We start from the raw sequence: 25,299 nt of genomic DNA, 5'->3' as shown, positions 1-25,299 counted from the left end.
GTCAGAACTGAGGAGTAGGCGAATGAGTGTTCAATCCCATGTCGAAGCTCTCACTGCCAAACATGCTGCACTTGAGCAGGAACTCCATTACGAGCAGCGCCGCCCGGCGCCAGACAATTCCCGTGTCGCAGACATTAAACGCCGCAAGCTCGAAATCAAGGACGAGATAAGTCGAATAACCCATTAGCCGTCAAGAGGATGCTGGCAAAATCCGCATGGCGTGATGGTAAGGCTGTGCCGATTTCCTGAAAAATGCATCTCCTGACGACAGGATCAGTTCCTTCATTTTTTGCCGCCTCCGCTTGTCGCCCACAACGAGAGGCGGCATTCTTGTAAGCATCCTTCTGCGTTCTGACCTTCATAAAGCAACATACGTGGAAAGATGTTTTCTGGATTGATTTAAATCCGCAAAAATCCCGGTTTTCTGCCCTCTACCAATGTCTAAGGGGCATTGGAAATTTAAATCGGTATTATGATGCCGAATTAGGGCGGCCTTGGGGCTGGCCCTTGATACGGATCGGGCAGGCGATGTCACAACATTTGCGGATGATGATGTCGCGGTAACGCAGCACACAAGCCAGACGCGTATATTTGGGCAAAGATCCAGACGCGCGGGAGGAAGTTTCACAAATGACGGGTCGCTATCAGGAAATCTATGATCGTTCGATCGCGGACAAGGAAGGTTTCTGGGCAGAAGCTGCGGAAAGTCTGTCCTGGTACAAGAAATGGGACCGGGTGCTTGATGACAGCAATGCGCCGTTTTGTCGCTGGTTCGAAGGCGGGATGGTCAATACCTGTTTTAATGCGCTGGATCGTCATATCGAAGGCGGTCGTGGTGAACAGGCGGCCCTGATTTATGACAGCCCGGTCACAAATACGATTGAAACATTCACCTATAACCGACTGCGTGATGAGGTTGCGCGCCTTGCCGGGGCCCTGCATGCCAAGGGTGTGACCAAGGGCGACCGGGTGATCATCTATATGCCGATGATCCCGCAGGCGGCGATGGCGATGCTGGCCTGTGCGCGCATTGGTGCGATCCATTCGGTCGTGTTTGGTGGCTTTGCATCGAACGAGCTTGCGACCCGGATCAATGACGCAAAGCCAAAGCTGATCCTGAGTGCCAGTTGCGGCATCGAAGGATCGCGGGTGATCGAATACAAGCCGCTTCTGGACCGCGCGATTGATCAGGCGAAGCACAAGGTCGAAACGGTCCTGATGTTCCAGCGCGCGCAATGTTCGGCCCCCCTGATTGACGGGCGTGATTTTGACTGGATGGCGGAATGCGCCAAGGCCGCCCCGGCTGATTGTGTGCCGGTGGCCGCGACCGACCCGCTTTATGTCCTTTACACATCGGGCACGACCGGCCAGCCCAAAGGGGTTGTGCGCGACAATGGCGGCCATATGGTGGCGCTTAACTGGTCGATGAAAAATATCTATGACGTTGAGGCGGGTGATGTGTATTGGGCGGCATCCGATGTGGGGTGGGTCGTCGGGCATTCCTATATCGTTTATGCGCCGCTTTTGGCCGGATGCACGACGGTGATGTATGAAGGCAAACCGGTTGGAACGCCAGATGCCGGGGCATTCTGGCGGGTGATATCGCAGCATCGGGTCAAGGTCCTGTTTACCGCACCAACCGCGTTTCGCGCGATCAAGCGCGATGATCCCAAGGCCGCGTTGATGGCCAATTATGATCTTTCATGCCTCAAGGCGCTTTATCTTGCCGGTGAACGGTCAGACCCCGATACGCTGCACTGGGCCGAAGACAGCCTTGGCGTGCCGGTGATCGACCATTGGTGGCAGACCGAAACCGGATGGTCGATCTGTGCCAATCCGCGCGGTATTGAAATGCTGCCGATCAAATATGGATCGCCGACGGTCGCGGCCTGTGGCTGGGACGTGCAGGTGGTGGATGAGGGCGGCAAGCCGCTTGAACGCGGCAAGATCGGCGCACTGGTCGCCAAGCTGCCCTTGCCGCCGGGAACACTTCCGACCCTTTGGCAGAATGATGACCGGTTCAGGTCGGCCTATCTGGAAGAATTCCCGGGCTATTACGCCACCGGGGATGCCGGTTTTATCGATGAGGACGGCTATATCTATGTGATGTCGCGAACCGATGACATCATCAATGTCGCGGGGCATCGATTGTCGACCGGGGCGATGGAAGAAGTGCTTTCGGGGCATCCTGATGTTGCCGAATGTGCGGTGATCGGGGTGCATGATGACCTTAAGGGGCAATTGCCGCTTGGCTTTGTGGTTCTGAAATCCGGGGTGGATCGCCCGCATGAGGCGATCATCAAGGAAGTGGTTGCCATGGTGCGCGATCAGATCGGGCCGGTTGCGGCGTTTAAGCAGGCAACCATCGTCGATCGTCTGCCCAAAACCCGGTCGGGCAAGATCCTTCGCAAGACCATGCGATCCATCGCGGATGGGGAGGCATATAACGCCCCGGCAACCATCGATGATCCGGGGATTTTGCCGGAAATTGCCGAAGCCCTGAAAGATATCGGTTACGCCAAATCAGCGGCATCATGACGGCATGAAAATTCCCGATGCCGGGACTGGTATGGGGCCGGGGCAGCATCACCGCCCGCCGGATTTATTCTGATTTATCCTGCGGGCGGGCCTTCCTAATATATTGAAAAATATACCATTTTCACGGGAATGAATTTTTCCGAAAAATGTTCTTGATTTGTTCTTTTATTTGTGCCATAAAGGCAAAGTCAACGGGACAAATGCACCCGGATCAAAAACCCGCAAAGCGTGATGCGCTTTCGCGGGTTTTTGCGTATTCGGGCCGGAAAGACAGGAAAGTGACGATGATTGTTCAGCGATCTGATGGGGCGGCAGGGCGACGACGACGTTGCCACAGGGGCATTGGCGGCGGATGGAAAAGTCATTACGGGGGACGTGCGTCCGGGCGTTGACGCCCGATAGCCTCGATAAGTTTCGGGGGGCATTTGCGAAAACGGTTGTTAATCATGACGGGAGAAATGTGTCCTTCGGGCATCGGGACGTGCCGGAAGTGTCGGGAAGGCGAAAGAGGCAAACCCGACAGGGGTGGCGATGGCAATGACTGTGGTTGCGGCAGGGCCGAATTGCGACCGGATCAGATCGGCAGGTGCGGCAGCTCCGTCGATTTCAGATCGCCAGACGGCCAAGCTGCGAAACCGTCAGGCCGCGAGACCGCCAGACCGCCAGACCATGCGAAGGCCGGGCAGGGGATTTGCCCGTTGCCCGTGCAGCATCACGTCCGCCAAGCCCGGCCAATGTCACAAAGGCGGCATCGGAATGGCGGGGCAGGCATGGCAGGGCCAGAGCCGAGCAGAGCCGAGCAGAGCCAACCCAACCCAACCCAACCCAACCCAACCCAACCCAACCCAACCCAACCCAACCCAACCCAACCCAACCCGTGAAATGCAAGACCGGCGGATCGGCAAAGGCACGGATCAGATCGCCGGGTGCATTCAGGCAAGAAGATCGTTCTGGCTGCCGGGATTGCGGTCCGGGTGCGCGAAGAGAGCTTTGGGGGCCGGGTTCCGGGGCGGCGTTGATTTATCCAGCCCTTGGCGGGGTTTGAACTGCCAGTTACGGGCAGATGGCCAATGTGTCGGGAATGAGTATTGATGACATGATTTATTATCGTGATGCGTTCAAGGTGCTGATGGATGATTCGTTGTCCGATGATTGCCGAAAACATTCCGCCCGCCCTGCCCGTGTCGGAGCATCTTTGCAAGGCGATTTCCGACATGCTGGAAACCGCATGGAAGGCCGGTTAAGCCACCGTGGGTTGAAGATGCACCCCCAACCAAAAAGAAGCGACACAGGGCCTGAAGTTTCCGCTTGGTGAAACCGCGCGTTGTTTTTGTGGCTCTTAAAAGGTTGATCACAATAAAAATTTTAGCTAATCAGGTTATTACACAACGCAGTGTTGCGTGGGAGGTTGTTATGCAACGCGGTGTTGCGTGCGATAAATCTGTTTGGGGCGGAATGGTTCGGGGACCTGTATGATTAATATTGCTAAATTGCCATCGTCGCTGCTTTTGGCGACGACCATCTTTTGCGGCCTTATGATCAGTGATGGGCGCGACGCATTTGCGGCAACGACGACAATCACCTGCACCAACCTCGCCGCAGCCAATGCAAGTATCACTAATGTGACCTACGACGACAGTGACGGTACCTGTGTCGCGGGAAACGGTCTTGGCTCCAGCACCGCATTGCGCGACATCGTCTTCCAAGTCGACAACAGGTTCGCGGCAAACGAGATATTCGAGATCGGAACTGGCGGTGGCAGCAGCAACAGCGCGCATAGAGGATGTAGTCTTGGCACTTTTAACGCCACTGCTGGTAATGCTTGCACAACTGACCGCGTTAATGTCACTAATGAAACCGCGACGGTCACCATTGATGGGGAGAACGGGGCGACGATCCGGATGACCGTCAATTATACGCTTTCCGGATCAGGGGGAGCAGGTACTGTGGCCTTCAACAGTGCATCGGTAACAATCACGACTGCTGATGCTGCGTCTGATGCTGCGTCCTCCTCGGAGAGCTCGGCCGCCGCCCTGCGCGCGCTTCAAGGTTCGGTAACGCGGTCGCAGTCCGTTATCATCGGCCAGAATTTCGGATCACGGGTGGCCAATGTGACAGCCGGCCCAGATATCGGAACAGTGCCAGATACCACGACACCGACACAGCAATTCGGTTTTGCTTCCTCAAGCTTGCTTGATGATCCGATGGACAAGAAAACGCGCACGGAGGGCACAACCCTGGGCGGGCTGGCGATGCTTGCGTCTTTCGATACATCGCGGCTTGCTGCTGCGCAAAACGCTGATAGTCCGACGGATGGGCCGGAACAGCGCACGCTACTGTCTGGCGAAAGTCCGATTACGGTCTGGGGGCATGGGTCCTTTACCGATATCGAGAATACGCGCAACCGGGCGGGCGAGGACAGCCGTTATGACGGCAGCGTCTGGGGGTACAATGTCGGTGCGGATTATCGTTTTTCGCCCGCACTGGTGGCGGGTATGTCCGTCGGCTACGCCCAGACAGACATTACGACCACCTTTGAGAACGGCACTTACGAAGAGGATACGTGGAACCTCTCGCCCTATGTGATCTATAGACCGTCGGACATGCTGACCTTCTCGGCGATTGCGGGTTATGCGTTCGGGGATGTCGCCAGAAGCCGCAACAGCACTGTGACGGGAAACACCGACAGCCAGAGCTGGTATCTGCAGGTTGATGCACGCCAAACTTTCCAGCCGATTGCAGATAGCCCGTTTCGGGTGACGGGCGGGCTTGGTGCGTTGACGTCGCGCAATACGCTTGCTGCCTACACCGAAAGTGACGGTAGCCGGGTTGCTGAATCCTCGGTCAATACCGTTCAGTTAAAGCCGAATGCCGAGCTGGCCTATTCTTTCCAGATAAGCGAGACGTCCCTGACGCCATATGTCAAAGCGGGTTATATCCACGATTTCACCGACCAGACCAACGGCGATGCCGGGGCGTTTGACCTTGGCGGTGGTGTGCGGTTTGCCTCGGGCGGGACGGGTCTGTCGGGCTCAATCGAAGGGTCGCGCATGGTCGGGCGTGATGATTACCGCGAATATACGCTGAGCGGTTTGGTTGCTTATGGTATTTCGTTTACGGGTCGGGATGGAAACTTTGCCGTAACGGCGTCGCCCTATGTCGGTACCAGCCTGTCTGATAGCGGGACACCTGAAATTTCCGCGGGCGCAATGCTTGCGGATATTGATGACAGATTTTCGAGCAGGTTGAGCCTTTCCGGTGATCCGGCTGCGCAGCGCGCAGATGTGATGATTACCTTAGACCTGAAGTTCTGAACGCGACGCGATGCTAGTGAGGCCCGCAAATTTGATTTGCGGGCTTTTTTTTATGAGAAATATCTATCGGGCAATCAGCGCAGGGCGGGTTTCAGACCTTTGCGGGCGTAAGAGCAGGTAAAGCCACATGGCTGCGCCACAGGCACAGGCCAGCAGGCTGATGGAAAGCCAGAGTGCGCCCGTCGGCCCCCAGTGTGCGATGGCGCGTTCGTAGAGGCTGGGCGCAAGGGCGGAGAGGATAAAACCCGGTACCAGCAAACGCCCGACCTGATGACCGTATCGGGCATTGCCAAAGATCATCAGGGGAAGGGTTCCGCGCGTGATTGTCAGGACGCCGTTTGCCACCCCGTAAAGCAGGGTGAAGGTCATGGCGGCAATCGCAAACCGATCGCCCCAGAAGGCAAGGACGAAGCACAGCGGTAAAACGGCCGTGGCAAACAAAGTCAGGCTTGCCGGGGCGATGCGTTTGCCAAACAGGATTTCGGCGGCACGCGCCGCGGATTGGCCGATACCGCGGAGCGATGCGGCATTGATCGCGGCGGCGGTTGTTAAGCCAAGTCCGATCAGGATCGCGATCATGTGGGCCGACATCGCGGCATTCACGACATTGAGCAGGGTGACGATCACGGCATACAGAAAGCCGCACAGGCGTTGATGCGTTGGCAGTCCATGGTCATCGGCATTACTGGTGTCATTGGTATTATCGGTGGAATTAAGGGTGGTTCCCGAAGGTTTGCCATGTCGGGCATCGGGGATGGCGGCATACATCGGGACGGTCAAGAGGGCGAAACCGGCATAGGCGACAAGGGCGATTGAAATGCCGAATTCCGACTGGATCAAATGCCCGAGCGGCCAGAAGACGGTTGAGGCCAAGCCGCCAAAAAGCGTGATCTGCCCCATCGCCCGTCTGGCATCGCGCCCGCCAATCCGGGCGAGGGTGGCAAAGGCCGCATCATAAAGGGTGGCACGCATGGCAAGCCCAAGAATGATCCAACCGATGAAATGCATGATCTGATGATCGGCGAATGCAAGGATCAGACAGCCAAGGGCATTGAGGCATGACCCCAGCGTCATGATGATCCGCCCGCCGTGACGGTCGATCATCCTGCCGCAAAAGGGGGATATGACCGCCATGGTCAGAAGGCTTAGCGAGAAGCCCGCATAAACCACGCTGCTCGACCAGCCGTGATGTTGGGCGATCAGGGTTCCGAAATTGCCAATCAGATAATAGGCCGTGCCCCAACTGATCAGTTGCCCCAGCCCCAGCTTTATGACAAGTGCGCGGGTGATCATTTATCCGTCGGGCCCGGGATGAGCGGTTTATCCGAACCAAGCGGGCGCTGCATCAGAACCGAGTCCAGCCATTTGCCAAACTTGTAGCCGACATTATGAAACGTCCCGGTCATGTCGAAGCCGAATTTCCGATGCAGGGCAATCGATGCGTGGTTTTTGCTATCGCCGATGGCGGCAACCATCTGCCGCCATGGACCGGCTTCGCAGCGTTCGAGAAGGGCCGACATCAAAGCCGCACCGATCCCGTTGCCGATGCAACCTGGCGCGACATAGATCGAATTTTCGACGGTGTGGCGATAGGCCGACCGCGGGCGATAGAGACTGGCATAGCAATAGCCGACGATAACACCACCGCGCAGGGCGACCAGATAGGGCAGGCCATTGGCGCGGATGGCATCAAAGCGATTGGTGATTTCGGTCTCGGACGGCGGGATTTCTTCGAACGAGGCGGTGCCGGTCAGGACATGGTGGCGGTAAATTGCGGTGATCGCGGCAATGTCGGCATGATCGGCATCGCGTATGACGAGATCGGACGTTTTGGTGGCGACGGGCAGTGTATCAGTCGACATTGATCGGGGTTCCATATCAGAAATTGACGGTATGGCGTGACATTAGCCGGTCGTCTGAAATAAGATAAGATTTGTATTCTTATGCGGATCATAAGGAATAGTTTTAGATGCGTGGCCTTAACCTTGATCAGGTGCATGCCTTTGCCGATGTGATCGAACTTGGCAGTTTTTCAGCCGCCGCCGCACGGCAGAATTTAAGCCAGCCTGCGATCAGTCAACAGATCCGCCAGCTTGAAGATCGTCTTGGCGTGCGGTTGATTGAGCGCGTCGGCAAACGCGCGATGCCAACACCCGCCGGGCAGGCATTGCTGGATCGGGTGGGGGAGATTGACGCATCGGTTCAGAACGCCCTGGACGCGGTGGCGGGATTTGCCAATGGCACGGTCGGGCAGGTGCGGATTGGAACCGGTGCGACGGCGTGTATCTATTTCCTGCCAAAGGTTCTGGAACAGTTGCAGCGGCGTTTTCCGGGGCTTGAAATCATCGTTCGGACCGGCAATACCAGCGACGTTCTGAAATCGATTGAGGAAAACAGCCTTGATATCGGGCTGGTGACATTACCGGCCAGCGGGCGCAGTCTGGATATCGTGCCGGTTCTGACCGATCCGTTTGTCGCGATCTTTGCCGACGGGATGGATGTGCCCGATCTGGTCCGGCCGGCCGATCTGGCAGATATTCCATTGGTTCTGTATGAACGCGGTGGGCAGACGCGCACGATTGTTGATGACTGGCTGCGGGCCGCCGGTGTTGCCGGGCATTCGATCATGGAACTTGGCAGTGTCGAGGCGATCAAGGAGCTGGTCGGGGCCGGGTTGGGGGCAACGATTTTGCCCGTCATGGGCGCGCGGTTGGGCCGGACACAGTTCCCGATCAAAACCCGCAAGCTTGCCCCGGACCTTGCGCGCCGTCTTGCGCTTGTTGTCCGGCGCGACAAGGTGATGGGCAGCGGATTGCGTGAAGTCCGCAACGGATTGATTGCGGCGGCCCGCGACTGGACGCTAACTCAGTCTTCTTCGGGGACGTAGAAGGTCGGGAATTCGGCGTTTGGTTCGGGGATATGCAGGGCAACCCCGTTCTTTTCGATCATCTGGACGATGGCATCGGGCGGCGCGCAATCGGTAAAGAAGGCGGTGACCTGTGTGACAGAGCCGCCGCGCACCACGGCATTGCGGCCAAACTTGGTATGATCGGCGACCAGATAGGTCTGGCGCGAGTTGGTCAGAATGGCGGAACGTGCGCGGACTTCCTGTTCGTCAAAGTCCAGCAGACTGCCATCGGCATCAATGCCGCCAACGCCGAAAATGCCGTAATCGACCTTGTAGCTGTTAAAGAAGGCCTCGACCTCCGGCCCGAGAACATCGCGATCCCGATTGCGCAACCGGCCACCAATCAGGGTGACGTCAAAGCTGTCATTGGTGGCAGCGACATAGGCCACATTGAGGTTGTTGGTGAAAATCCGCAAACCGCGATGCTGCAAAAGCGCACTTGCCACCAGTTCCGGCGTGGTGCCGATTGAAAAGAACAGGGATGCGCCATCGGGAATGGCGCGCGCGACAAGGGCCGCGATCTTGCGCTTTTCATTCACATGCAGAACCTTGCGCGCCCGATAGGCGATGTTTTCATGTTCGAGCGCCGGTTCAACCCCGCCATGGCGACGGCGCAGCAATCCTTCGTCGCAAAGGGCGTTTACATCGCGGCGGATGGTTTGCGGGGTTACCTGAAAACGTTCGGCAAGCTGTTCAATGGTCTTGAAACCGTCAGCACGGACAAGTTCAACGATACTGGCCTGACGTTCAGTCGGACGTTTTTGCATGAGGGGTTCTTTGGCGGTTGTTTCGCGGTTTTGTTTGAACGAATGTTATGTCGTGTTCATTTCAGGAATATTACCGTTTCACGGCATTCATATGAAACAAAACATATTCGCTTTTGGGTTGGTCGCCAAAGAGAAAAGGCCGCCCCGGTGGGCGGCCTTTGCATCGATCAGGAGCGGAACAGGTTTTCTGCTGCTTCCATGTAATCGGATGTTTTGGGTTCGTCTTTCTTGCGATCATCCTTTTTGCCGGGATAATCCGGTTCCGGGTTGATCTGCAATTCTTCGGGCAGCGGATCGGGCTCGACATTCTTGACGACCTTTTCCGGGTTCTTGCTGCGTGCGATCACGACCTGTTTTTCAAGGTCAAGTTCGATGCAAAGCCCCATGGTCACCGGGTTGCGCGGCGTCAGGTTGGCCGAATTCCAATGCGTGCGGTCGCGGATTTTGCCAATCGTGTCCTTGGTGGTCCCGATCAGTTTGCAAATCTGCGCATCCGAGAGTTCCGGGTGGTGTTTGAGCAGCCATGCAATCGCATTCGGGCGATCCTGGCGTTTTGAAACCGGGGTGTAACGTGCGCCTTTGCCATGCGCGCGCGGACGCGGCAGGTCGGACTTTGCCATTTTCAGCAATGCACGCGGATCAGCTTCGCAGCGCGCGATCTCGTCTTTGGTCAACTGACCATTGGCAACCGGATCAAGGCCGACAATCCCCTGATTGACATCGCCATCGGCGATGGCCTGAATTTCCAGTTCATGCAGCTCGGTAAAGGCTGCAATCTGCCGGAACGACAAACCGGTATTGTCGATAAGCCATACGGCCGTTGCTTTGGGCATGAGGGGCTGAGCCATAATTCCTCCTGTTTACTCTTTCTCTCTCTGGAGACCGGCGATGGGATGAACCCCAAATACGCGGGAATATCTGCCCCAGAATATAATCTGTTTTGGTGTTCCGGCAACGCAGCAAAGGCAACCCAAGGTGAGTGCCGCGCGTCGCTGGAACCGCCACAGCGCTCTTTTCGATCAATGTGCGGTTAAAAGCAACAATCTGTTGCAGGTTATCGAAAAGAATATTTCTTTTCGACCCGCAATCGAAGGCCTGTTGCCGGGAAAGGGTGAAGTCGATGGTGATCGATATGCCTTCAACCCGGATCCGTAAACGATCAAGGCACTTCCAGTACCACTTTTCCAACATGTGCGCCACCCTGCAAAATCTCATGCGCCTGTTGGGCCTGATCCATCGGCAGGGTTTGGTAAATGACCGGTTTGATCGTGCCGTTTTCAAATAGCGGCCAGACCTGTTCGCGAAGCTTTTGGGCGATGGCACCCTTGTTTGCAACCGGCTGGGAGCGCAGGGTTGATCCCATCAGGGTCAGGCGCTTTAACAGAAGCGGGATAAAGTTGGTTTCGGCCTTTGGTCCGTTCAGGAAGGCAATGATCAGGATGCGGCCTTCCATCGCAGCCGCCTTGAAATTGCGGCCAACATAGTCGCCCGCCACCATATCAAGGATGACATCGGCCCCCTTGCCATCGGTTGCGGATTTTACCTGTTCGACGAAATCCTGTGTTTTGTAATTGATGGCGATATCCGCACCAAGGTCCAGACAGGCCTGGCATTTGTCATCGCTGCCGGCGGTTGTGATAACGCGCGCGCCAAATGCCTTGGCAAGCTGGATCGCGGTGGTGCCGATCCCCGATGTGCCACCATGAACAAGGAAGGTTTCGCCGGATTTCAGCCCGGCCTTGTCAAAAACATTATGCCAGACGGTAAAGAATGTTTCAGGCAGGCTTGCGGCTTCTGTCATGGAAAGACCAGCCGGGACCGGCAGGCATTGGGCGGCGGGGACCGCGGCATATTGGGCATAGCCGCCGCCGGTGACCAGCGCGCAAACCTGATCACCAACCTTCCATGTCGTGACATCGGGGGCGGTGGCGACAATTTCACCGGAAAGTTCAAGCCCCGGGATTTCCGACGCGCCGGGGGGCGGGGGATACATCCCGGCCACCTGCATCAGATCGGGCCGGTTGACCCCGGCGGCACGAATACGCACCAGAACCTCGCCCTGCGCGATTTCCGGCATCGCGACCTTGCCCGTGGCAAGATAGCGGTTTTCGCCGTCAATACGGATTTCGATTGCCTGCATGTCTTTGGCAAGGTCTGGGGCAAGGCTTGGGGCAAGGTCGTCTGGCAAGGTCATGACAAAACTCCATAGCGAATGATAAATTCGATCCCTATGTAATAGCGGCAAAACCGCCAGGGGCAAAATGTCAAAGGAGGATGACTGTGGAAGAAGACGACCTGCAAAAACCTTTGGCCGCGATGTTCGGCCTGCCGCGGAGCCTTGACGGAATGTCGATTGAAAACCTTGTCGATTATCGAGCCGCCCTGGAGCAGGAACTGGTGCGGGTTGATGCGGCAATGGAGCATCGCAATGGTGTTCGTGCCGGGGCGGAAGCGCTTTTCAAGAACTGACGGGGGCGGGTACGCCAAAACATTAAACGTGAGGATATATTTTTAAACCTCCGGTTAATTGAATCTTAAACTTACCGTCTTATATATGGGTAGTGGGCCACTGTTTGGCCCCTTGTCGAACGTGATGTTTCGATGCCTCCCTGTTAAACTGAACCGCCCGAATTCAGGGCGGTTCTTTTTATGTTTTCGCCTTTTACGTACTGTTTATACGTATTTCGGTACGTATTAATACGTACTGTCATATTTCCGACACTTATTACCTTGACCCCTTGCCAACCGCTAGCTAGAGTTCGGCCACAAACAAGATCAAGAATAAAAAAAAGTCCGGCAAGTTTAGCAGGTTGAGGCAAGGCCGCCCTTTGGGGCGGTCTTTCTATTTCGGGCTATTTCGGGGCAAATTCAGAGCAAATTTTACCGGATGCTTGAAGCCCGGTGTCCGTTTCCCATATAAGCTTTATGGCAAAAAAGGATCACCCGACCGGGATCGGGCAACCCTATCAAAGCAACTTCGCGATTGTTCCTCTTTCGCGAACCTATGACGAGGCTTTCACCCTGCTGGTGGAGGCGCGTAATTATCTTTCCGCAAATCGAACCGCATCGCGCCATGGGATTCACGGCAGTGCCAAAATGAAGCAATTCGTTGAGGAGATGCGCATGACCAGCCGCCTGATTCGGGCGATGGCGTGGCTGCTTGCGGTGCGGGCGGTTGAAGAGGGCGAGATTGATTGGGAAGATGCGGTTGATATTGATGATCTGATGGTCGATCTGCAAATCTGTGTTCGTGACGACTGCGACGAAGAAACAGGATTTCCCCCCGCCCTTCGCGATCTTATGGAACGGGCCCATTCGCTTTATATGCGAACGGCGCGGATGGAGCTTCAGGTCGCGGCACGCTGTTCAGCCTGAGCAACGGTTCAGCGACCTTCTTCAGATTAAAGGCAAAATGCTTCAGGCGCGCGGGGTCGCGGCAAAGACTTCTATCGGTTCGGCAAAGCCCTTCATCTGGCGTGTGCCTTTCGATGTGAAGGTCGCCCGGCTGCCGGCGTAGGTATCCTTCACGTTCTGCGATACCAGAATTTCATCCCCACCGGCCTGGGCGCAGACACGTGCGGCAAGCTGCACGACGCTGCCAAACAGATCGTTTTCTTCGGCAATGGCCTCGCCGGCATTGATGCCGATGCGAATCTGGAATTTCAGGTCCTCGCGGCCATTATGCTGCGCCATGTTGCGCTGAATTTCGATGGCGGCTTCGACGGAACTTGCAGACGACGGGAACACGGCCATGATGCCATCCCCCATATGCTTCACTTCCTTGCCGTAATTATTGATCAGGGCAGTGCGCACGATCTGGTTGTGGATATGCACCATCTTCTGGGCGCCGACATCACCCAGTTGCTGGGTCATCTGGGTCGAATTGACGATGTCGGTAAACATCAGCGCATGCAGCTTGTTATTCGCGTTTGCTGGCGCGCCAGTCGGCTTTTCCGACCATGACGCAATCGCACGCGACACCGATGTGGTGATGCTCTGCTCGTCCTTCATGTAGGCATCCATCGAGCTTCTGCCCGCGCCATACATGTCCTTGTATTTTGGTTCCAGGATATAGCTGTCAACATTCTTGCAGAATGTGTCGGCCATATTGTGGGTTGCCCCAAGTGCGGAAATGCAGTCCTTCAGAACACTTCGTCCCTGACTGGTGCCAAGGGCGTTCTTCTCGCTACAGGCGTCACAGGCACCGGCAACGTATAGATTGACGCCGAATTTGTGATAGGCGTCCATGTTCGGAACGGTCCGCTTGATGGCTTCTATCGAACCGGCGATGAAGGATTTCATGACCTCGCGCGTGGCCTGAAGGGCTGGCGTTACGGTCATTGGCTGATCGGGGATGCCGTCATCGCGCGGTTCGGATGCGGATTGGGTATCGTCGGTTTCATCCGCATCGATGTCGGGCATTGCTTCATTTTCAGAACGCGCAACCTCGGCGGCCATTTCTGCAAAGCTGCCCGATAAGGACGGGCGGTTCGGCGATGCCGTCTTGCGCCCCGGTCTGGCGGAACGTTTGGCCACGGGCTGTTGCGCCGGCTCTGTTCGTGCCTTGCCCTTGAATTTGCTTGTGATGCTCATCAGCATCGGTGTCGCACTGGCAAGGAAGCCGACAATAAAGGATATGAAATTGGCCTTGTCGTAGAAGCCCTGACTGATCGAAAGTCCCATACGCGGCAGATATTCAAGCCCGTGAGATGCGCCAAGCATCGCAGCCAGACCGATGGCAATCGCGATGCAAAACGCCATCACCAGTTTCAGCGCCACAGCAATGAGGCCCGGGCTTTCATCCGGGCTGGCGGTTTTGACCTTTGTCCGGGCCGGTTTTGGGGCCGGGGGGGAAACCTGTTCGGGGGGGCTTGCTGGCGCACGCGCCGGGGCCGGGCGGGTTGGTGCTGTCTTTGGTGCGTTCTGGGGTTTGTCTTTTGCGCCGCTTTGCCGCGTTTCATAGATGACATATTCATCCGCGGCATTGGTCGCGTGGTTATAGACTTCGCGAATGACCTTCACAGCCGAGACATGCGCCATCTTTTCAAGCGAGCGTGCCTCTTCCTCGGCCTGCTTTTTCTGCGCACCGGTAAAGTGGGCGTGAATTTCCCAACGCCCTGAACGGTCTTTTACATAGACCTCATAACTGACCTGGGTGCGCGCAATCACCTGGTTCATTCGCTTAGCCCAGTCTTCCTGACAATAGGGGGACCCCATCCCCGTTCTCCGCGCGGTATAGCGCCGGTTGAAGATTATGGCAAGAAAATGTCCGGATGACCATTAAATATGGTTAGAGGCCGCGTATGGCTGGGTTGCATGTGATTTGATTCTGCATCCGGAAAAGAAAAACGCCCGCAGCATCATGAAGACGCTAGCGGGCGCTGATCCCATAAATCGCCAGGAAGGCGAAATTTGCTTAGTTATTACCGATATTGAAACCGGCGAAGCGTTTTTTGAACTTCGCGAGCTGACCGCCGCTGTCGAGCAGACGATGAACACCAGTCCAAGCCGGATGGCTTTTCGGATCGATGTCAAGCTTCAGAACGTCGCCCGGATTGCCCCAGGTCGATTTGGTGGTGAAGCTGCTGCCGTCCGTCATCTGAACGGTGATTTCATGGTAATCGGGATGGATGTCTTTTTTCATCGCCTATCACTCCGGAATTTGAAGCGCGGTGTATAAGGTAAAAAATCGACCTATGCAACCCCTGTATCCGGGAATTATTGGATAAAGCCTGATTAACGGTTGCGATAGGCGTTTTTTCCCAGCGGGCAGGGTGATATTGCACACCGCATCGGGTAATAATCCGTGGTTCCTGTGTGATGCGGACTTGCGCGAGACTCTTTATATAGTATGGTGCGCCAGCATATGGAATTGTCGCCTTGCCAGGGGGCGTTTTGCCCCTTTTGACAGACGGAGTGTTGATCGTGGCCCTTGATGAAACCCGCTTCCATCAGCTTGCTGATGACACCATCGAAACCCTCTCGGATCATATAGATGACGAGATGGGCGATGATCTTGATGTCGATCTGCAATCGGGAATCCTGACGATCGAGCTCGACTCGGGTGAACAGTTCATCATCAATAAACATGGTCCGAACCGCCAGATATGGATGTCCTCGCCGGTCAGCGGGGCCAGCCATTATGATTTCGATGAAGACAATGAAAGCTGGACCTCGACCCGCGGGTCGACGACGCTGACCGATCAGCTTTCGGCTGATCTTGCGGTGAAGACCGGTCGGCGACTTGATCTCGACTGATCCGATCATGGAAATGGCAGGAAAAGCGTAAACTGGAAGGCTGCTGTGGCATTAAATCCTCGTACTTCACCCCGTCTTGCAGACAGGGACTCCAGTCGTAATTTCTCCGCTCTTCGCGCCATTATCCCCTTCGTTCGGCCCTACAGGTTGCAGGTTGCCGGTGCGATGGTGGCACTGGTTGTTGCGTCGGGCACGGTGCTTGCGCTTGGCAGCGGGTTGCGCATGCTTGTTGATCAGGGGTTTGCCGATGGCAATGCCTCCCTGCTTGATCAGGCGCTTTTTGTTCTGTTTGCCGTAACGCTGCTTATGGCCGGGGCAAGCTATGCCCGGTTCTTTCTGGTATCGTGGATCGGGGAGCGCGTGGTTGCCGATATCCGTTCGGCGGTTTACGCCCACATCATCCGGCTGGATCCGGGATTCTTTGAGGTTACCCGGACGGGTGAAGTCCTCTCGCGGTTGACAACAGACACCACCCTTTTGCAGGTCGTGATCGGATCAAGTGTTTCGATTGCGCTGCGCAATATCCTGATGTTTGTCGGCGGTCTGACCATGCTGGCGATCACCAGCCCCAAACTGACCGCACTTGTTTTGCTGGTCGTGCCGTTGGTGGTTGTGCCGATCATCGGTTACGGGCGCCGGGTACGCCGCCTGTCGCGTGAGGCACAGGATCGCATTGCCGATGTCAGTGCCTTTTCCGAAGAATCGCTCAATGCCCTGCGGACGGTTCAGGCCTATACCCACGAAAAGATTGAAAGCGACAAGTTTGATGGCTTCGTCGAAGGCGCATTCAAAACCGCGATTTCGCGTATTTCGGCGCGCGCCCTTCTGACTGCCATCGTCATCGTCATGGTGTTTGGCGCGGTGGGGACGATTTTGTGGATCGGCGGGCATGACGTGCTTGATGGCACGATTTCGGCCGGGGACCTTTCGGCGTTTGTGTTCTATGCCATTGTTGTTGCCGGTTCCGTCGGTGCCATTAGTGAAGTGATCGGTGATCTGCAACGCGCGGCGGGGGCGGCTGAACGCCTGATGGGGTTGCTTGAAACCGAACCGGCGATTGCCGCACCGGCAAACCCCGTCCAGATGCCGCAAAAACATCTTGGCCATGTCAGTTTTGAAAACGTCACTTTCCATTATCCGGCGCGCCCGGACCGCTCGGCACTGACCGGTTTCTCGTTGCAGGTCAAACCGGGGGAAACCGTCGCACTTGTCGGCCCGTCGGGTGCGGGCAAAACCACGGTGTTTCAGCTTCTGCTGCGATTCTACGATCCGGCGAACGGCGTGATCAAAGTCGATGACGTCGATATCCGTACGGCTGATCCGATAGCCGTGCGCGAACGGATTGGTCTGGTGGCGCAGGATCCGGTGATTTTTGCCGCCAATGCGTGGGAAAACATCCGCTATGGCCGCCCTGACGCGTCCGACGAGGACGTCCGGGCGGCGGCCGATGCCGCCCATGCAACCGAATTCCTTGATCGGTTGCCCGACGGTTTTGACAGCTTCCTGGGGGAAAGGGGCGTTCGTCTTTCGGGTGGGCAGCGCCAGCGCATCGCGATTGCACGCGCAATCCTGCGCAATCCGTCGGTTCTGCTGCTTGACGAAGCCACCAGTGCGCTGGATGCCGAAAGCGAGCAGGTGGTCCAGAAGGCACTTGAAACCATCATGGCAACACGCACCACCCTTGTGATTGCCCATCGACTGGCAACCGTGCTGCATGCCGACCGGATTGCCGTGATTGATGACGGAAAGCTGATTGCCATAGGGACCCATCAGGAACTTATGGAATCAAACCCGCTTTATGGCCGTCTGGCCAGGTTGCAGTTCGAACAGGATGCGGCATAGGCCCCAGCAATCGGCTATGGATTAAAAGACAAGCAAGGGCGGCTCCGTCGGGCCGCCCTTTTCTTATTTCCGAGGGGGATTAATGCCGCCCCTAAAACCCAAGTCGATCCGCCAAGCTGTGCCATTTCATGATCGCGGGCAGGAACCACGGATGACCGGTATAGAACGGGCGGGTCTTGAAGGGGAATTCTTCAAAGATTGTGTAACCTTCGGCCTGATCAAGCACCTTTTGCGCAATCTTGCGTCCGAAGTAATTCGCCCGTCCGACGCCCGATCCGCAATAGCCCATGGCATAATGCATGCCATCCATTACCCCGATATGCGGGACATGATCGAAGGTGTAGGCGATTTTGCCCGACCAGACGTAATCAAGTTTTGCGTTTGATAGCTGCGGGAACAGGCGCGTCATGAAGTCCTGCAGGTATTTATGATATATCTGCGGGCAATCTCCATACCCAAGCGATCGACCGCCAAACAGGATGCGTTTGCCATCGGGGGAGGGACGGTAATAGACCGACAGGCGTTCGGTACTGCCGTGACAGCGTAGTTTGGGTGACACCGACCGGATGACGGATTCCGGCAGTTCTTCGGTTGCAATCATCGCGGATCGGATCGGAATCAGGCGGCGTTTGAATTTACCGAACGGCCCGCCGGTATATCCGTTGGTCGCGATGATGACATGATCGGCGGTGATTTTCTTGTCATCGATGCTGATGTTGAACTGGCTGTTGTTTTTGATCACCTGACGTACGGGACTGTGATCAAACAGTAATGCCCCGTCGCGCTTTGCAATTTCACACAGACCGTGAAAAAGCTTGGCCGGATGGACCGCGCCATCGGTCGGATAAACCACGCCGCCGTAATAGGCGTTCGATCCGACTTCGTCGCCCTGTTGGGTGCGGCTGATTTCAATCGCGGGGAAGTCGACAATCTTGGCGATTTCGCTGGCCTGTTCGATCAGACCGGCATAGTGAGCGGGGTGACTGGCGCCGCGAAAACGGCCGCAAATCTGAAGGTCGCAGTCGATCTGTTCGTTGCGGATGAAATCGACCAGCCAGTTAAAGGCGGCGAGACTTTCGCGGATCGTGGCGTGAACCTGTTCGCGGCCATATTGGCGTTCAAGGCCATTTTCACCCAGCTTGCTGAAGCTCGGGCCAAGCATTCCGCCATTGCGGCTGCTGGCGCCGTTACCGAACGCGTCGGCTTCGAAAACAACGACTTTCTGCCCGGCACGGGCAAGGGTGATGGCGGCCGAGATGCCGGTATAGCCCCCGCCGACAATGACAGTATCGGCACGCTTGGGAAGATCGCGGTGGTTGATCGATGCTTCTGTTTTTTTCGGCGCGATGGCCGCCTGCCAATAAGGCGCATGGATATAGTTCGATGAATGTTTTGCCAACATCTCGATGTGTTCCGTTTCAGGGCGTGTATCGGGGATTAGGGGATCAGGACCTAAAGAATGTGATTGAGGAACTCCCGCGTGCGATCCCATTGCGGATGCAAGAGGACTTGCTCAGGTGGGCCAACTTCAACAATTTCGCCGTCCTGCATGAACACCACGCGATCAGCGACCTGACGGGCGAACTGCATTTCGTGGGTGACACACACCATGGTCATGCCGGTTTCAGCAAGCTTGACCATCACATCAAGCACCTCCTTGACCATTTCGGGGTCAAGGGCTGATGTCGGTTCATCAAACAGCATGATTTTGGGGTCCATCGCGAGGGAGCGCGAAATCGCCACGCGCTGTTGCTGACCGCCGGAGAGCTGCCCGGGGAAGCGATCCGCAAGATGCTCGATGCCAACACGTTCAAGCAATCCCATGGCGATATCGCGGGCTTCGCTTTCGGTTTTCTTGCGCAACCATGTCAGGCCAAGCGTGCAGTTCTGTAAAACCGTCAGATGGGGAAACAGATTAAAGTTCTGAAATACCATGCCCATGGTTTGATGAATGAACCGGTCACTTTTCTGGTCGCGGGCAAGTTCCTGCCCGAAGACGCAAATCCGGCCCTCCTGATATTCCTCAAGATGATTGAGGCAACGGATCAAAGTGGACTTGCCGGAGCCAGAGGGGCCGCACACCACCATGATTTCCTGCTCGCCAACGGTCAGGGAGACGTCACGCAATGCGTGATAGGATCCAAACCATTTGTTCAGGTTATCGATTTCAATGGCCGGGCGGGACAGTTTGCCTGCCGGTGCCTGCGGATCAGACAGAGTCATGAGCGATGCGCTTTCAGTCGTTTTTCAAGGTTCAGGCTGTATTGCGACATGCCGTAGCACATCACAAAGAACAGGATCGAAATCAGGGCAAGCGGCTCTGTATGCAGGCCGATCCAGTTTTTGTCGTTGGAGATATTGCGCGCCATCAGCATGATGTCGAACAGGCCGATGATCGAAACCAGGGTCGTGTCTTTGAGCATGCTGATAAAGGATGTCATGATGTTGGGGATCATCAGCCGCATGGCCTGTGGCAGAATGATCAGGCCCATCGTCAGCCAATAGCCAAGCCCCAGTGTCTGGGCGGCTTCATATTGGCCGTCGGGAATGGCTTGCAGGCCGCCGCGAATGTTTTCGGCCATATAGGCCCCGGCAAACAGGCAGACCGCAAACAGGACTTGCGACAGCTTGTCGGGCTCGGCACCGCTTGGCAAAAAGATCGGCAAAAGGGTGACGGCCATGAACAGAACGGTAATCAGCGGCACCGCGCGCACCAGTTCGATCAACATCATCGATAGCCAGTGAATGACCGGTAGTTTCGAGCGTCGCCCGAGTGCCAGCAGAATGCCGACCGGAATGGACATGGTAATCGCAAAGGATGCAATGATCAGTGTGAGGAACAATCCGCCCCAACGATCCACCGGAACCGGTTCCAGATGCACCTGCGCCAGTACGCCGCCGCAAAGGATCGACAGAACGGCCCAGACCAAAAGGAAACCGTTCATATGTTGCCCGCGCCGAAACAGCTTTGACGTCAGCGGTGTCAGCCTTTCCGGCAGGGATGGCTGCCCGGCGGCACACAGCATCCAGTTCAGATACAGCAGGATGAAGTAGCCCGCAGCCAGCGACGTAAAGATCATATGAATGATCCCGACATCCTGTCCGATGGTGCCGCCAAGAAACATATAGGCCCCAAGGAACGGATACAGGGTGATCCAGCTGATCAGGATGGAATTGCGATAGGCAATGCGCCGGGTCATCAGGGGCAATAACCACAAAAGCGCCATGATGACACCGCCATTGACGCGCCATTGTTCTTCATCCGGATAACGCCCGTAAATCAGGCCGTTAAACCAGTCGATCACACCGGCCCAGCAGGCACCATCCGGGCTTATATCCATGCATTCGCGCCGGGTGGCCGCATTCCACACCGCGTTGAAGACAGCCCAGTCAAGAAACGACTTCGCGACATAATAGATCAGCACCAGAACCGAAATGGTCAGCAGGCTGTTGCCGATGCTGTTAAAGCAGCGCTTTTGAATGCGACGCAGCAGGTTTTGCTCGTTCGTGGCCGGAAGGCGGGGCGGGGTGGGAACGAAATGTTTGAGCTTCTGTTCAGACATTGCTTACCTCGCCTTGATTTGCACGTGGGCGTTATATTTGTTGAGCAGATATGAAATGATCAGACTGACCACGACGTAAAAGCCCATCACCATCGTAATGATCTCGATCGCGCGCCCCGTCTGGTTGACCGATGTCTGCATAAAGACCGACACCAGTTCGGGAAAGCCGATGGCAACGGCAAGCGACGAATCCTTGGTCGCGACCAGCCAGGAATTGGCAAGCGGCGGAATAATGGCACGAACGGCCTGCGGAATCAGGATCAGGCGAAGCGTCTGAAACCGTGAAAAGCCGATGGTTGCGGCGGCTTCATGTTGTCCCTTGCTGATGGATTCCATACCCGCACGCACGGTTTCGGCAATGGCGGCGGACCGGTAAACCGTCATTGCGATAAAGGCCGCGCCAAATGCCGAGGGCAAAAACATGCCACCCTCGATATTGAAGCCCTGCAACGCGGGTACAGACCAGCGCAATGAACTGCCAACGATCAGGGCCATGCCACATACCACAAGCCCCCAGAGGGCAAAGGCAATCCGGTACGAACGGCTGACCGATCCGTTCTGGCGTTGCTGGCGACGTATGCCACGCAGCAGGAACCAGAGTGTGCCAAACAAAGTCAGGCTTCCTGCCGCAATCAGCCAGCCGGACATATCGGTGACGGCGGATGGCATGTAAAAGCCGCGATTGTTCAAAAAGACCAGCCCGGCAAATCCGTAACCGCTGCGCGGTGGCGGCAGGGCGGAAAAGACGGTGGTGAACCAGAAAATAATCTGGATCAGCAGCGGGACATTGCGGACCACCTCGACATAACAACGCGCCAGTTGCGATACCAACGGGTTATGGGACAGGCGCAAAATGCCAACAATGGTGCCGATAAGGGTGCCAAAGACAATGACACAGAAGGACAGGAACAGGGTGTTGACGATCCCGACCAGAAAGACCCGCCAATAGCTCATACTCGGGTCATAGGCGATCAGGCTCCAGCTTATGTCAAAGCCGGCGGTCGTTTGCAGAAAGTCAAACCCGAAACTCAGACCGAGCCTGTCAAGGTTCTGTGCCGAATTTGAAAACAGATACAAAAGTACTGCCAGCACAAGGCCAAGCGTTGCGGCCTGTATGACCACGCCACGTGTTGAATCCCTGTTCAGACAGGAGAAAATGCTGTGCGCGATGCCGGGTTTTGGACGCGATGGCGAAATAAAGTTCATACCGGGGTAACCGTGGGAATGTGGGGCACTCAGACAGGCTGGATCACCAGCCTGTCTGAACGTACGGAATTAACGGAATGACTTTGCATACATCAGGCCGCCATCCTGCCAAAGGGCATTCAGCGTACCTTCGCGGTCCAGACCAAGAACGCTGTCCGGGCCGACATTGCGTTCATAGATTTCGCCGTAATTGCCAACATTCTTGATGACCTGATAGGCCCAGTCCTGCGGCAATCCCAGACCGACATGCAGATCACCTTCGACCCCCAGAATACGACGGATGATCGGGCTTTCCGAATTGGCGCGCATGTCATCAACATTTTCCGAGGTTATGCCGTACTCCTCGGCGGCCACCATCGCCTGGAAGGTCCATTTCACGACATTGGCCCATTCGCTGTCATTCTGTTTGACGGCAAATGACAGGGCTTCCTTGGAAATGGTTTCGGGCAGAACAACATAATCTGCCGGGTTCGGTGCGGCGGAACGCTGGGCGGCAAGGCCGGATTTGTCATTGGTCAGCGCGTCGCAGTTATCGTTAAAGAACGCGGTGTTACGCACGGCCGAATCATCGAAAACAACTGTTTTCAGGTCCAGACCATGTGTCCGGCTGTAATCGGCAAGGTTCAGTTCGCTCGATGTGCCGGTCAGCACGCAGACCGTCGCCCCTTTAAGCTGTTTGACAGACGTGACACCAAGGTCCTTGCGGACCATGAAGCCCTGACCGTCATAGAAATAGGTGTCAAGGAAGTCGAGGCCCTGACTTACATCACGTGACAGGGTCCAGGTCATGCCTTTGGAAAGGATGTCGCCCTTGCCGCTTTTGATCGTGGTAAAGCTCTGTGCCCACTGAACCGGCAGGAAGTTGACCTTGCCTGCATCTCCGAAAACGGCTGCGGCAACGCCACGGCACATATCGATATCCATGCCCTGCCATTCGCCTTCCTTGTTCAGGCTGTAAAAGCCCGGGAAGGAGTTCCCGATCACACAGCTAACACTGCCGCGATCCTTGACGGCCTGAAGTGTTGATGTGCCTTCTTCGGCCTGACTGGCCGACGTCTGGACGAAAATCATGGCTGCACTGACAGCCAGAGCCGAGGCAAATTTATTCATTATGCTTCCCTGATTAAGATTCTTGTTGATGCTGTTTCTGCAAACCGGTTTTCCGTATCGCAATCTGTGATGCTGCTGCATCAGACGCGATTTCCGGCCCCCGGTGCAAAATCATCGTGATCCTAGGATAAGAACGAGAATAATGGTATTGAATGTTTTTAATGGTTCGATAACTTCGAGTTATGATTGATGAATATCAAGCGTTTACGGATATTTCACGAGGTTTTTGTCACTGGCAGCATCACCCGCGCGGCCGAACGAAGCTTCGTCAGCCAGCCTGCTGCCAGCAAGATGCTGGCGAATTTCGAGGCGGAAATCGGCTACAAGCTGTTTGTGCGGCATAACGGTAAACTCCTGCCGACCGACGAAGCGCACTTCCTGCATGATGAAGTTTATTCAATCCTGCAAGGGCTTAGCCATCTTGAAGACAGTCTGAAAGCGGCACGCAATAACAAGGGCGGGCGTCTTCGGATCTGTTCCATCTTTGGCCCTGCCTATCGCTTTTTGCCGGAACTGATTGCCGATTACATGAAAAGGAATCCCGGAGTGCAGGTCAGCCTGCATCATGCGGGTTGTTCAGTGATCCGGCAGGGGGTGGCATCCGGGCAGTATCAGATCGGACTGGTGGATAAATCGGAAAGCTCGCTTAGCCATGAGTCGGTTTCGATGGATTTGCCCTGCTTCTGTGCCGTTCCACTTGATCATCCTGCGGCACAGCTTGATGAGGTGACATTGGCGGATGCCGGAACATCACCTTGGATCACACTTGATTCGGAAAATGCCACTACACGGGAATTGCGCAGGGCTTATGACGATGCCGGGATCACGTTCAATCGTATCATCGAGGTCCATACGACGGTTCATGCCATGTCGTTTGTCAATCTCGGCATGGGTTTGACATTGGTAGATGCGCTTAATTGCCGGTATTTCAGCGATGCCTTCAACTTTCCCAACATCCGGTTGCTGCCGTTTCGTCCTCGCATTATGGAGCCACTGGAAATCATTACGTCCAACGTGCGGCCGTTATCGGGTATGGCACGTGATTTCTATGACGGTCTTATTCTTGAACTGGATAAAATACTGGGTGGTGAACAGGCACCAAAAGCATAAAGCCCGCCAAATGGCGGGCTTGCTAAATTTTCAGGAAGTGCTGTTTATTCGGCGCTGGCGACCTTGCGGTTATGCATCGAAAGTTCCGCATACTGCCCGCGCATTCCCTCTGCCTTGGCCAGGAAAGTTTTCAGTTCGTTTCCTTTAAGGGTCTTGCCGCTTGGCATCTTGACCTTGATCGGGTTGACCTGGGCGTTGTTTTTCAGGATTTCGAAATGCAGGTGCGGGCCGGTCGATGCGCCGGTGGTGCCGACATAACCGATCACATCCCCCTGCTTGACCCGCGATCCCTGTTTAAGGCCCTTGGCGAAGCCCTTCATATGGGCATATGCGGTATCATAGGAATCGTTGTGGCGCAGACGGATATAGTTGCCATAACCCCCATTGCGGCCGATCTGGGCAACGGTGCCGTTACCGGCCGCAAAGATTGGCGTTCCCGGTGGTGCTGCGAAATCCACACCCTTGTGCATCTTGGTAAAACCAAGAATCGGATGCTTGCGCGCACCAAAGCCCGATGACAGACGCGCACCATTGATCGGTGTCCGCATCAGGGCACGGCGATACGATTCGCCCTTCTGGTTATAGAAGTCGACATCGCCATTGCTGTCCTTATAGGAATAAAGGCGGACATTATTGCCGCTCAGCGTCATGCTGGCATAAACCACATCGCCATAACGAACACG

The 25,299-nt window shown here is 55.8% G+C and carries 23 protein-coding genes (1 of these 23 cut by a window edge); 9 read left to right on the top strand and 14 right to left on the bottom strand.

Annotation, left to right across the window (positions count from 1 at the left end):
- The first annotated feature begins 22 nt into the window (after positions 1-22).
- Positions 23-187 (top strand): YdcH family protein, encoded by a 165-nt coding sequence (locus tag IT971_RS15550; protein ID WP_007091085.1) that lies wholly within the window; start codon positions 23-25, stop codon positions 185-187.
- A gap of 404 nt (positions 188-591) precedes the next feature.
- On the top strand, positions 592-2,538 hold the full coding sequence (locus IT971_RS15545; RefSeq protein WP_223305189.1) for a propionyl-CoA synthetase: 1,947 nt from the start codon (positions 592-594) through the stop codon (positions 2,536-2,538).
- Positions 2,539-3,144: 606 nt separating this feature from the next.
- Here IT971_RS15545 and IT971_RS15540 read toward each other — a convergent pair.
- Complete coding sequence (locus tag IT971_RS15540) at positions 3,145-3,357, bottom strand: hypothetical protein (RefSeq protein WP_156487992.1); 213 nt, start codon at positions 3,355-3,357, stop codon at positions 3,145-3,147.
- Positions 3,358-4,010: 653 nt separating this feature from the next.
- Between IT971_RS15540 and IT971_RS15535 the strand changes: the two genes are divergently transcribed.
- Positions 4,011-5,852, top strand: coding sequence for an autotransporter outer membrane beta-barrel domain-containing protein (locus IT971_RS15535; protein ID WP_063093114.1), 1,842 nt, complete (start codon positions 4,011-4,013; stop codon positions 5,850-5,852).
- 63 nt (positions 5,853-5,915) lie between these two features.
- Here IT971_RS15535 and IT971_RS15530 read toward each other — a convergent pair whose 3' ends face one another.
- Both IT971_RS15530 and IT971_RS15525 read right to left on the bottom strand, forming a co-directional pair.
- Positions 5,916-7,145 carry an MFS transporter gene (locus tag IT971_RS15530; RefSeq protein ID WP_063093115.1) on the bottom strand — a complete coding sequence of 410 codons (1,230 nt, stop codon included), beginning with the start codon at positions 7,143-7,145 and terminating at the stop codon, positions 5,916-5,918.
- Positions 7,142-7,714: a GNAT family N-acetyltransferase gene (locus tag IT971_RS15525; RefSeq protein WP_063093116.1), complete on the bottom strand. Its 573-nt coding sequence runs from the start codon at positions 7,712-7,714 to the stop codon at positions 7,142-7,144. The genes IT971_RS15530 and IT971_RS15525 overlap by 4 nt, the downstream gene beginning before the upstream one ends.
- A gap of 107 nt (positions 7,715-7,821) precedes the next feature.
- Between IT971_RS15525 and IT971_RS15520 the strand changes: the two genes are divergently transcribed.
- Positions 7,822-8,739: a LysR family transcriptional regulator gene (locus tag IT971_RS15520; RefSeq protein WP_063093117.1), complete on the top strand. Its 918-nt coding sequence runs from the start codon at positions 7,822-7,824 to the stop codon at positions 8,737-8,739.
- On the opposite strand, the gene IT971_RS15515 is transcribed toward IT971_RS15520, so the two are convergent.
- From IT971_RS15515 to IT971_RS15505, 3 genes are all read right to left on the bottom strand, one after another.
- The gene (locus IT971_RS15515) at positions 8,718-9,527 is read right to left on the bottom strand and encodes a DeoR/GlpR family DNA-binding transcription regulator (protein WP_063093118.1); all 810 of its coding nucleotides are present in this window, start codon (positions 9,525-9,527) and stop codon (positions 8,718-8,720) included. The two genes, IT971_RS15520 and IT971_RS15515, sit on opposite strands and share 22 nt — an antisense overlap.
- 167 nt (positions 9,528-9,694) lie before the next feature.
- Positions 9,695-10,375, bottom strand: a complete 681-nt coding sequence (locus IT971_RS15510; protein ID WP_040060006.1) for a DUF1013 domain-containing protein — start codon at positions 10,373-10,375, stop codon at positions 9,695-9,697.
- A gap of 311 nt (positions 10,376-10,686) precedes the next feature.
- Positions 10,687-11,721, bottom strand: coding sequence for an NAD(P)H-quinone oxidoreductase (locus IT971_RS15505; protein WP_082822706.1), 1,035 nt, complete (start codon positions 11,719-11,721; stop codon positions 10,687-10,689).
- Between the two features lie 80 nt (positions 11,722-11,801).
- Between IT971_RS15505 and IT971_RS15500 the strand changes: the two genes are divergently transcribed.
- Positions 11,802-11,996 carry a DUF1192 domain-containing protein gene (locus IT971_RS15500; protein WP_007092397.1) on the top strand — a complete coding sequence of 65 codons (195 nt, stop codon included), beginning with the start codon at positions 11,802-11,804 and terminating at the stop codon, positions 11,994-11,996.
- 432 nt (positions 11,997-12,428) lie between these two features.
- Positions 12,429-12,902, top strand: a complete 474-nt coding sequence (locus tag IT971_RS15495) for a DUF1465 family protein (protein ID WP_223305187.1) — start codon at positions 12,429-12,431, stop codon at positions 12,900-12,902.
- A gap of 42 nt (positions 12,903-12,944) precedes the next feature.
- On the opposite strand, the gene IT971_RS15490 is transcribed toward IT971_RS15495, so the two are convergent.
- Both IT971_RS15490 and rpmE read right to left on the bottom strand, forming a co-directional pair.
- Positions 12,945-14,705, bottom strand: coding sequence for an adenylate/guanylate cyclase domain-containing protein (locus IT971_RS15490; RefSeq protein WP_063093119.1), 1,761 nt, complete (start codon positions 14,703-14,705; stop codon positions 12,945-12,947).
- 238 nt (positions 14,706-14,943) lie between these two features.
- Positions 14,944-15,171 (bottom strand): 50S ribosomal protein L31, encoded by a 228-nt coding sequence (gene rpmE, locus IT971_RS15485; protein WP_007092400.1) that lies wholly within the window; start codon positions 15,169-15,171, stop codon positions 14,944-14,946.
- A 281-nt stretch (positions 15,172-15,452) separates the two neighbouring features.
- Here rpmE and cyaY point away from each other — a divergent pair, with 281 nt between their 5' ends.
- Positions 15,453-15,785 (top strand): iron donor protein CyaY, encoded by a 333-nt coding sequence (gene cyaY, locus IT971_RS15480; RefSeq protein ID WP_007092401.1) that lies wholly within the window; start codon positions 15,453-15,455, stop codon positions 15,783-15,785.
- Positions 15,786-15,830: 45 nt separating this feature from the next.
- Positions 15,831-17,627 (top strand): ABC transporter transmembrane domain-containing protein, encoded by a 1,797-nt coding sequence (locus IT971_RS15475; RefSeq protein WP_037990143.1) that lies wholly within the window; start codon positions 15,831-15,833, stop codon positions 17,625-17,627.
- Positions 17,628-17,718: 91 nt separating this feature from the next.
- Here the strand turns inward: IT971_RS15475 and IT971_RS15470 are convergent, their stop codons facing one another.
- The 5 genes from IT971_RS15470 to IT971_RS15450 all read right to left on the bottom strand — a co-directional run bounded on the left by IT971_RS15470 (position 17,719) and on the right by IT971_RS15450 (position 23,506).
- Positions 17,719-19,029, bottom strand: a complete 1,311-nt coding sequence (locus IT971_RS15470; RefSeq protein ID WP_063093120.1) for an FAD-binding oxidoreductase — start codon at positions 19,027-19,029, stop codon at positions 17,719-17,721.
- Between the two features lie 50 nt (positions 19,030-19,079).
- Positions 19,080-19,850 carry an amino acid ABC transporter ATP-binding protein gene (locus IT971_RS15465; protein WP_007092404.1) on the bottom strand — a complete coding sequence of 257 codons (771 nt, stop codon included), beginning with the start codon at positions 19,848-19,850 and terminating at the stop codon, positions 19,080-19,082.
- Complete coding sequence (locus IT971_RS15460) at positions 19,847-21,190, bottom strand: amino acid ABC transporter permease (RefSeq protein WP_063093121.1); 1,344 nt, start codon at positions 21,188-21,190, stop codon at positions 19,847-19,849. The genes IT971_RS15465 and IT971_RS15460 overlap by 4 nt, the downstream gene beginning before the upstream one ends.
- A 3-nt stretch (positions 21,191-21,193) precedes the next feature.
- The gene (locus tag IT971_RS15455; protein WP_051682258.1) at positions 21,194-22,396 is read right to left on the bottom strand and encodes an amino acid ABC transporter permease; all 1,203 of its coding nucleotides are present in this window, start codon (positions 22,394-22,396) and stop codon (positions 21,194-21,196) included.
- Positions 22,397-22,465: 69 nt separating this feature from the next.
- Positions 22,466-23,506, bottom strand: a complete 1,041-nt coding sequence (locus IT971_RS15450; protein ID WP_037990218.1) for an amino acid ABC transporter substrate-binding protein — start codon at positions 23,504-23,506, stop codon at positions 22,466-22,468.
- Between the two features lie 189 nt (positions 23,507-23,695).
- Here IT971_RS15450 and IT971_RS15445 point away from each other — a divergent pair, with 189 nt between their 5' ends.
- Positions 23,696-24,616, top strand: coding sequence for a LysR family transcriptional regulator (locus IT971_RS15445; RefSeq protein WP_037990137.1), 921 nt, complete (start codon positions 23,696-23,698; stop codon positions 24,614-24,616).
- Between the two features lie 44 nt (positions 24,617-24,660).
- Here IT971_RS15445 and IT971_RS15440 read toward each other — a convergent pair whose 3' ends face one another.
- Positions 24,661-25,299, bottom strand: the 3' portion of a protein-coding gene (locus IT971_RS15440; protein ID WP_063093123.1) for a peptidoglycan DD-metalloendopeptidase family protein. 567 nt of this gene lie beyond the right edge of the window; 639 of the gene's 1,206 nt are visible here — the last part of the coding sequence; its start codon lies beyond the right edge, outside the window; it ends in the stop codon at positions 24,661-24,663.

The organism is Thalassospira sp. B30-1 (genome assembly GCF_015767575.1).
Lineage (GTDB): Bacteria > Pseudomonadota > Alphaproteobacteria > Rhodospirillales > Thalassospiraceae > Thalassospira > Thalassospira xiamenensis.
Note: the sequence above shows the minus strand (reverse complement) of the source record. Positions and strands in the feature narration are given on the sequence as shown.